An 8,406-nucleotide genomic window follows, 5' to 3' on the forward strand; every position below is an offset into this window, starting at 1 on the left:
GGCGGCGGGCCTGGACGCCGACCTCGCCGCCGCCGCGGGGACGGACGAGTACGACGACGAGCTGCGCGCCTCCCACCACCGCGGCATGGACCCGGTGGGCGACGAGGTGGGGACCCCGGTGATCCACGTCGACGGCGCCGCGTTCTTCGGGCCCGTCCTCACCCGCATCCCGCGGGGCGAGGACGCGGGGAGGGTGTTCGACGGCGCCGCCCTGCTGGCCGGGTACCCGTACTTCTTCGAGCTCAAGCGGTCCCGCACCGAGTCCCCCCGGTTCGACTGACGCTGCCCTTCCGGCTTGCGCTGCCCTTCCGGCTTACGCTGCGTGTCGGGTCCTCTCCGGCAGCGTAGGTCGGCCGATTCCGGGCGGTCGGCCAGCGCAAGTCAGGGGGGCTCGGGAGGCGGCGCATCCGGGGCGGGGTGATCCGCGGGTCCACCCGCACCGGGTTCGACGACCGCGCGTGGCAGAATCGCCGCCATGCGCATCTACCTGGGGGCGGACCACGCCGGCTTCGAGACCAAGAACGTCATTGCCGAGCACCTCAAGGCCGCGGGCCACGAGGTCGTGGACTGTGGCGCCCACACCTACGACGCGGAGGACGACTACCCGGCCTTCTGCATCGACGCCGCGGCCAAGACCGTCGCGGACCCCGGCAGCCTGGGCATCGTGTTGGGCGGCTCGGGGAACGGCGAGCAGATCGCCGCGAACAAGGTGCCCGGCGCCCGCTGCGCGCTGGCGTGGAGCCCCGAGACCGCGCGGCTGGCCCGCGAGCACAACAACGCCCAGCTGATCGGCATCGGCGGGCGCATGCACTCGCAGGAGGAGGCGCTGGCGATCGTCGACGCGTTCCTCGACCAGGCGTGGTCCGAGGCCGAGCGCCACCAGCGGCGCATCGACATCCTCGCCGAGTACGAGCGCACCCGTCAGGCCCCGCCCGTCCCCGGCGCCTGACGGGAGCCACAGTGCCCGTGCCCGAGTCCGTCCGTGCCTGAGGGGCACACCCTCCACCGACTGGCCCGCCTGCACACCGGGTACTTCGCGGGCGGGCCCGTCCGCGTGTCCAGCCCGCAGGGGCGGTTCGCCGACCACGTCCTGGTCGACGGTCGCCACTTCGAGCGGGCCACCGCGACCGGCAAGCACCTGTTCCACCACTACGAGGGTGGCCTGGCCGTCCACGTGCACCTCGGCCTCTACGGCTTCTTCGACTCCCACCTCGTGCCCGAGGGGCAGAACCCGCCCGACCCCGTGGGGCAGGTGCGCATGCGGGTCGGATCGGCGACCGGGAACGGCCCGGCGCACAACGTGGATCTCCGGGGCCCGACCCGGTGCGAGGTGCTCGGGGAGGAGGCGGTGGCCGAGGTCCGCGACCGCCTGGGGCCCGACCCGCTTGACCCGGCGGCCGACCCCGGGCGGGCCTGGGAGCGGATCCGGCGCAGCTCCCGCCCGATCGGTGCCCTGCTCATGGACCAGAAGGTGCTGGCGGGGGTGGGCAACGTCTACCGCGCCGAGGCGCTGTTCCGGGGCGGCCTCGAGCCGTTCCGGCCAGGCGCGACGATGCGGGAGGGGGAGTTCCGTGGGCTCTGGGACGACCTCGTGGCGCTGATGGCGGTGGGGGCGGAGACGGGCGGGATCGTCACGATCAGGCCGGAACACGACCACGGCGACGTCCCGCGGCGGGGCGCCGACCGGCCACGGAACTACGTCTACCAGCGCGACGGGTGGCCGTGCCGGGTGTGCGGTGACGACATCCGCCTGCAGACGATGGAGGCGCGGACCCTGTTCTGGTGTCCGACGTGTCAGTCGGGGTGACGGGGGTCCCGCGGTCCGGGGCGCGGCCGGGGACCCGGGGAGGATGGAGCGGGTGACGGGAATCGAACCCGCGTAGCCTGCTTGGAAGGCAGGGGCTTTACCATTAAGCTACACCCGCATCAGCGGCGTGACCTGGGAGTTCTTCCCCGTCCCGCTCGCGCTTCGACAAGACTACCGGACCGTCGCGGCGCCCCCAACTCCCGGGGCGAGAACGCGGAATCTGTCCTGATCCGGCCCTGTCGTACACTGGGCGAGTTGGTTTGGCGGCCCGGCAGGTTTCCCGCGCACGGCGCGGGATGGTCGGCCGCGCGACTCACCGGGATGTGGCGCAGCTTGGTAGCGCATCCGCTTTGGGAGCGGAGGGTCGCAGGTTCGAATCCTGTCATCCCGACCAGCGGAGCCCGAACACACACGAACCCCACACGACTTCCCTAGGAGATCATCACCGTGAAGAGCACTGTCGAGCAGCTGAACCCGACCCGGGTCAAGGTCACGGTGGAGGTGCCGTTCGCCGAGCTCGAGGCGGACTTCGCCAAGGCGTACAAGTCGCTCGCCGGCCAGGTCAACATCTCCGGATTCCGGCCCGGCAAGGCCCCGGCCAAGCTCCTCGAGGCGCGGATCGGTCGCCCGGCCGTGCTCGAGCAGGTCGTCAACGACATGATCCCGACCCGGTACAGCCAGGCCGTCGACGAGCACGACCTCAAGGTCCTCGCGCAGCCCGACATCGAGGTCACCAGGCTCGAGGACGGCGACGTGGTGGAGTTCACCGCCGAGGTGGACGTGCGTCCCGAGATCACCCTGCCGACCTACTCCGACCTGTCGGTCACCGTCGAGGCCCCCGCCACCGACGACGCCGCCGTCGACGCGGAGCTCGACAACCTCCGCGCCCGGTTCGGCACCCTCAAGGGCGTCGAGCGCGGTGCCAAGGAGGGCGACTTCCTCTCCGTGGACCTGGCCGCCACCGTCGACGGTGAGCCCGTCGACGAGGCCTCGACGGAGGGCCTGTCCTACGAGCTCGGATCGGGCACGCTCGTCGACGGACTCGACGCCGCCGTCGACGGCCTCAAGGCCGGCGAGTCCAAGGAGTTCCCCTCCGCCCTCGTCGCGGGAGACCACGCGGGCAAGGAGGCGATCATCACCGTGACCGTCCAGTCCGTGAAGGAGCGCGAGCTCCCCGAGGCCGACGACGACTTCGCCCAGATGGCGAGCGAGTTCGACACCCTGGACGAGCTCAAGGCGGACCTCGCGGAGAAGGTCGCGCAGCAGGCCAGGGCCGGCCTCGCGGGCGAGATCCGGGACAAGGTCCTGGACGCGCTCATCGACGCGACCGACATCCCGACCCCGGAGTCCGTGGTCGAGTCCGAGGCGCACGCCCAGATGCACCAGCTGATCGACCAGTTCGGCGGGGATCCGTCGATCCTCGACCAGGCGCTCGCCGCCGAGGGCACCGACCGCGAGACCTTCGAGGCCGAGACCCGCGAGGGTGCCGCCCGCGCCATCCGCAGCCAGCTCCTGCTGGACGCCGTGGCCGAGGAGGCCTCGACCGAGGTCTCCCAGGAGGAGCTCACCCAGCACATCATGTTCCAGGCTCAGCGCTACGGCATGGACCCGAACCAGTTCGTCCAGCAGATCCAGCAGGCCGGCCAGCTCGGTTCGCTGTTCTCCGACGTCCGCCGTTCCAAGGCCCTGGCCGACGTGATCTCCCAGGTGACGGTCCAGGACACCGACGGCAACACCGTCGACACCACCGAGTTCTTCGGCTCGCGCGAGGACCGGAACGCCGACTCCGCCGAGGCCGGGACCGAGGACGACAGCACTGACGAGCAGGACGCCGACGCCTGATCGTCGCGACCTGATCCGACTGTTCCACCGGGGGGCCGGGGACCGCTGCACGCGGTCCCCGGCCCCCCGGCGTCGTGGCCATCCGGGGCCGGTGGTCGCCCGCGGGCGTGGCCCCGCCGACGCTGAGAGCGAACACCCGCCCCGTCGGGACGGTTCCGTCGTGGGCGTTGGTTACTGTTTGACGTAACGGATACCCGGCCGCCGGACGGTCGGGCACCGCGCGAGCGGTGAGACGATGAGCGAAGGTAGGTTCCCCGTGGCCCAGAACGGTTCAGTGGCTCAGTTCGGTTCCATGCAGCCCGGTTCGATGCAGCCCAGTTCGACGCAGCCCGCTCTCAGCTCGCCCGGGTCCCACGGGCTGACCCTGGGCGACTCGGTCTACGAGCGCCTGCTGCAGGAGCGGATCATCTTCCTGGGCTCCCAGGTGGACGACGACATCTCCAACCGGCTCTGCGCGCAGATCCTCCTGCTCGCGGCGGAGGACCCCACTCGCGACATCGCGATGTACATCAACTCGCCCGGCGGCTCGGTGACGGCCGGCATGGCGATCTACGACACGATGCAGTTCGTCGAGTGCGACGTGGCCACCTACGGCATGGGCCTGGCGGCCTCGATGGGCCAGTTCCTGCTCACCGCCGGCACCAAGGGCAAGCGCTACGCCCTGCCGCACGCCAAGATCATGATGCACCAGCCGTCGGCCGGTGTCGGTGGGTCCGCCGCGGACATCGCCATCCAGGCCGAGCAGTACGCCGCCACCAAGCGGGAGATGGCCGAGCTCATCGCCCAGCACACCGGCCAGACCTTCGAGCAGGTCACCGAGGACTCGGACCGCGACCGGTGGTTCACCGCGGAGGCGGCAAAGGAGTACGGCTTCGTCGACCACGTGATCGCGCGCGCCGCCCAGAGCGGCGGAACCTCGCCGTCGTGACCGTCGAACCCGTCGCCCACGGGAGCGCTCCCGTAGCCCACCCAGCCCCGAACACCACCACGGAGTCACCGATGACCTCACTGCCGTCCTCGCGCTACATCCTCCCGTCCTTCGTCGAGCACTCGAGCTACGGCGTCAAGGAGTCCAACCCGTACAACAAGCTCTTCGAGGAGCGGATCATCTTCCTGGGCACCCAGGTCGACGACGCCTCGGCGAACGACATCATGGCCCAGCTTCTCGTGCTCGAGGGCCAGGACCCCGACCGCGACATCACCATGTACATCAACTCGCCGGGCGGATCGTTCACCTCGCTCATGGCGATCTACGACACCATGCAGTACGTCCGCCCCGACGTGTCGACCGTGTGCCTGGGCCAGGCCGCCTCGGCCGCCGCGATCCTGCTCGCCGCCGGCACCAAGGGCAAGCGGGCCGCGCTGCCCAACGCCCGCATCCTCATCCATCAGCCGTCCACCGGGGGCTTCCAGGGCCAGGTCTCCGACCTGGAGATCCAGGCCGCCGAGATCGAGCGCATGCGCCGACTCATGGAGTCCACCCTGGCGCAGCACTCCGGGCGCACCGCCGATCAGGTCCGCGAGGACACCGATCGCGACAAGATCCTCACCGCCGCGGAGGCCAAGGACTACGGGATCATCGACACCGTGTTCGACTACCGTAAGCTGTCGACCTCCAACTGACGAGCGGGCGGCGCGCCGCTGCGGGTTGCGGCGCGCCGTCGGGTCCAATGAACTGATCGCGCGGGGATCGGACTTTCCGGTCCCTCCCGCGTACCGTCGACTATGGGGTGGTACTCCGGTCCCCTGGAATGCGAGGACGTAGAACTCATGGCACGTGTGGGTGAGAGCGGCGACCTGTTGAAGTGTTCCTTCTGTGGGAAGAGCCAGAAGCAGGTCAAGAAGCTGATCGCCGGTCCCGGGGTCTACATCTGTGACGAGTGCATCGAGCTGTGCAACGAGATCATCGAGTCCGAGGTCGACGACTCCTCGGACTCGGCGCTCGAGGAACTCCCCAAGCCGTCGGAGATCCACGCCTTCCTCGACCAGTACGTGGTGGGTCAGGACGACGCCAAGCGGACGCTGGCCGTCGCGGTCTACAACCACTACAAGCGCATCCGGGTGGGCGCCTCGATCGGCCGGGGTGACGGCGTCGAGCTGGCCAAGTCCAACATCCTCATGCTGGGCCCGACCGGCTGCGGGAAGACCTACCTCGCCCAGACCCTGGCCAAGATGCTCAACGTGCCGTTCGCCATCGCGGACGCCACCGCGCTGACCGAGGCCGGGTACGTGGGCGAGGACGTGGAGAACATCCTCCTCAAGCTCATCCAGGCCGCGGACTACGACACCAAGCGCGCCGAGATGGGCATCATCTACATCGACGAGGTCGACAAGATCGCCCGCAAGTCCGAGAACCCCTCGATCACCCGCGACGTCTCCGGGGAGGGCGTGCAGCAGGCGCTGCTGAAGATCCTCGAGGGAACCCAGGCATCCGTGCCCCCGCAGGGCGGCCGGAAGCACCCGCACCAGGAGTTCATCCAGATAGACACGTCCAACGTGCTGTTCATCGTCGCCGGGGCCTTCCAGGGTCTGGAGAAGATCGTGGGCGACCGCGTCGGCCGGAAGGGCATGGGCTTCGGGTCCGAGGTGGCCAGCAAGAGCGATCTCCACTCGACCGAGAACTTCTCGGAGGTCATGCCGGAGGACCTGGTCAAGTTCGGGCTGATCCCGGAGTTCATCGGCCGTCTCCCCGTGGTGGCCTCGGTGACGAGCCTGGACCGCGAGGCGCTGGTGAACATCCTCAGCGAGCCCAAGAACGCGCTGGTCAAGCAGTATTCCCGGCTCTTCGAGATGGACGGGGTGGAGTTGGAGTTCACCGATGACGCCCTGGAGGCCGTGGCGGACCAGGCCATCCTGCGCGGCACCGGGGCCCGCGGGCTCCGCGCCATCATGGAGGAGGTCCTCCTCCCGGTGATGTACGACATCCCCGGTCGCGACGACGTCGCCCGCGTGGTGATCGCCGGCGAGACGGTGCGGGACAACGTCCTGCCGACCATCGTCTCGTTCTCCGAGGAGGAGCCGCGGGAGAAGTCGGCCTGAGCCCGGCCCCGCGGGGCGCGGTCAGTCGGCGCCGGCGGTGCGTTCCACGTACAGGGCGAGCTCGGTCCGGCCCCGCAGGCCGAGCCTGGCGTAGATCCGGGTGAGGTGGTACTGCACCGTCTTGACGCTGAGGAACAGCGCCTCGGCGGTCTGCGCGTTGGTCCGGCCCGCGGCCACCAGGTCCGCCACCGCCCGCTCCTGAGGGGTCAGGCCCACCGGTCCGACCGTGCGGGCCACGTCCACCCCGCCCGCGCGGCGTTCGCGGTCGCACCGGTCGACGTACACGGTCGCCCCGAGCTGTTCGTACAGGTCGCGGGCAGCACCCAGTGCGAGGTGGGCCTCTCGTCGTCGTCCCGATCGCCGGAGGGCCTGGCCTCTGGCCAGGTGGACGCGCGCGGAATGGAACGGCATCCCCAGGCCCTCGAGGTGGTCGAGCGAGTCGCGGAACAGCCTCTCCGCGCCCTCCACGTCTCCACGGGCGTTGAGGATACGGGCGCGCACGGCCCCGAGCCGGGCGAGGGTGGATCGGTGGCCGATCTCGCGGGCCCGGCGCTCGACCGGCGTGATGAGCTCCTCCGCCCCCGCGGTTCGTCCGTCCAGGACCAGGGCGTGGGCGTACAACTCGTGCCACGGCCAGAATCCGGGCTGGTCCACGTCCAGCCGGGTGGCCAGGGCGAGGATCGGTTCGGCCGCGCGCCGGGCGCCGGAGTGCTCCCCGTTGGCGGCGGCCACCTGCATCCGGGCCATGGCCGAGGGCAGGATCTGGACGGGGTACGCGTCGGGCCTGGTGGTGAGGTGCCGGGTGTGGGTGGCGGCCCCGAGTCGATCACCGCGCATCGCGCGGATGACGGCGCCCGTCCAGTGGACGACCGGGGCCAGCAGGTCCAGCTCGAGCTCGTCGATCCTGCGGGCCGCGGTGTCCACCACGCGCAGCGCGTCGTCCCATTCCCCCCGGAGCAGCAGGGTGCGGGCCAGCCAGGCCTGCGACCACAGGGAGATGCGGGCGGACCCGGTGACCTCGGTCGTGGGGATCGCGGCCTCGAGGCGGACGCGCGCGGTCTCGAGATCGTCCCCGGCCAGGGCGATCCACCCGGCCGCCATCTCGAACCGCTGGGCCACCGGATCGGCGGGGTCCACGGGCGGCGGGGGCGGGCCCGGCGCGCCCGGTGCCGAGATGGCCGATCCCAGCATGGCGACGGCGCGGGCCTCGGCGGCGGCGGGGGAGGTGGACCCGGTCCCGGCCGCGTCGACGACCTCGGAGGTCCAGCGGGCGATCTCGTCGGGTCGCCAACCGCACAACGCGTGGACGACCATCTTCCGGGCCAGGTCCACCCGGTCGTCCGGGCGGGTGGGGGTCGTGCGGGCGGCCAGGCCCAGCAGCGTGTCCGCCTCCGTGGCGTGCCCCCTGTGCAGCGCCAGGAGCGCGAGCACGGAGTCCCGGTGGGGGTCGGGACGGACCCGGTCGAGGCCCCGGGTGAGGGCGCCGGCCTCCGAGATCCGACCCGCGCCGATCAACGCGTCGATGCCGGAGGTCGTCCACTCGAGTCGCCGGTCGGGGTCGTCCGTGAGGCGCGCGGCGGTGAGCAGCGCGTCCCCCGCCGCGCCCCACCGGCCCGCGCGCACGTGGTCGTCCGCGCGGCGGCGGTACTCCGTCGCCAGCCCGGGATCCGGGCCCGTCGCGAGCGCGGCGCGGTGGGCCAGCGCGGCGTCCGGGTCGC

Annotated in this window: 7 protein-coding genes, 2 tRNA genes and 1 pseudogene; 8 read left to right on the forward strand and 2 right to left on the reverse strand. The window is 71.2% G+C overall.

Translation table 11 applies throughout. From position 1 onward, the window contains the following. From B4M60_RS04700 to B4M60_RS04710, 3 genes and pseudogenes are all read left to right on the forward strand, one after another. A pseudogene (locus tag B4M60_RS04700) lies at window positions 1-280 on the forward strand (disulfide bond formation protein DsbA); the annotation flags it as partial. 195 nt (window positions 281-475) lie between these two features. Then, window positions 476-949: a ribose-5-phosphate isomerase gene (locus tag B4M60_RS04705; RefSeq protein WP_291080763.1), complete on the forward strand. Its 474-nt coding sequence runs from the start codon at window positions 476-478 to the stop codon at window positions 947-949. A gap of 33 nt (window positions 950-982) precedes the next feature. Further along, entirely contained in the window at window positions 983-1,807 is an 825-nt protein-coding gene (locus B4M60_RS04710; protein WP_291080765.1) for an Fpg/Nei family DNA glycosylase, read from the forward strand. A 44-nt stretch (window positions 1,808-1,851) separates the two neighbouring features. On the opposite strand, the gene B4M60_RS04715 is transcribed toward B4M60_RS04710, so the two are convergent. Further along, window positions 1,852-1,925, reverse strand: a tRNA-Gly gene (locus B4M60_RS04715). Window positions 1,926-2,124: 199 nt separating this feature from the next. On the opposite strand from B4M60_RS04715, the gene B4M60_RS04720 reads away from it, so the two are divergent. From B4M60_RS04720 to clpX, 5 genes are all read left to right on the forward strand, one after another. Then, window positions 2,125-2,201: transfer RNA gene (locus B4M60_RS04720), tRNA-Pro, on the forward strand. A gap of 53 nt (window positions 2,202-2,254) precedes the next feature. Next, window positions 2,255-3,649 carry a trigger factor gene (gene tig, locus B4M60_RS04725; protein ID WP_291080767.1) on the forward strand — a complete coding sequence of 465 codons (1,395 nt, stop codon included), beginning with the start codon at window positions 2,255-2,257 and terminating at the stop codon, window positions 3,647-3,649. A 307-nt stretch (window positions 3,650-3,956) separates the two neighbouring features. Continuing rightward, window positions 3,957-4,577, forward strand: coding sequence for an ATP-dependent Clp protease proteolytic subunit (locus B4M60_RS04730; RefSeq protein WP_291080792.1), 621 nt, complete (start codon window positions 3,957-3,959; stop codon window positions 4,575-4,577). A gap of 71 nt (window positions 4,578-4,648) precedes the next feature. Next, window positions 4,649-5,272, forward strand: a complete 624-nt coding sequence (locus tag B4M60_RS04735) for an ATP-dependent Clp protease proteolytic subunit (protein WP_291080769.1) — start codon at window positions 4,649-4,651, stop codon at window positions 5,270-5,272. A 147-nt stretch (window positions 5,273-5,419) separates the two neighbouring features. Further along, a complete protein-coding gene (clpX, locus tag B4M60_RS04740) occupies window positions 5,420-6,688 on the forward strand; it encodes an ATP-dependent Clp protease ATP-binding subunit ClpX (protein ID WP_291080771.1) in 1,269 nt (422 codons plus the stop codon). A 21-nt stretch (window positions 6,689-6,709) separates the two neighbouring features. Here the strand turns inward: clpX and B4M60_RS04745 are convergent. After that, window positions 6,710-8,406 (reverse strand): LuxR C-terminal-related transcriptional regulator (locus B4M60_RS04745; RefSeq protein ID WP_291080773.1); only part of this gene is annotated, 1,697 nt, incomplete at its 5' end.

The organism is Dietzia sp. UBA5065 (assembly GCA_002415925.1).
In the GTDB taxonomy this organism is placed as follows: domain Bacteria; phylum Actinomycetota; class Actinomycetes; order Mycobacteriales; family Mycobacteriaceae; genus Dietzia.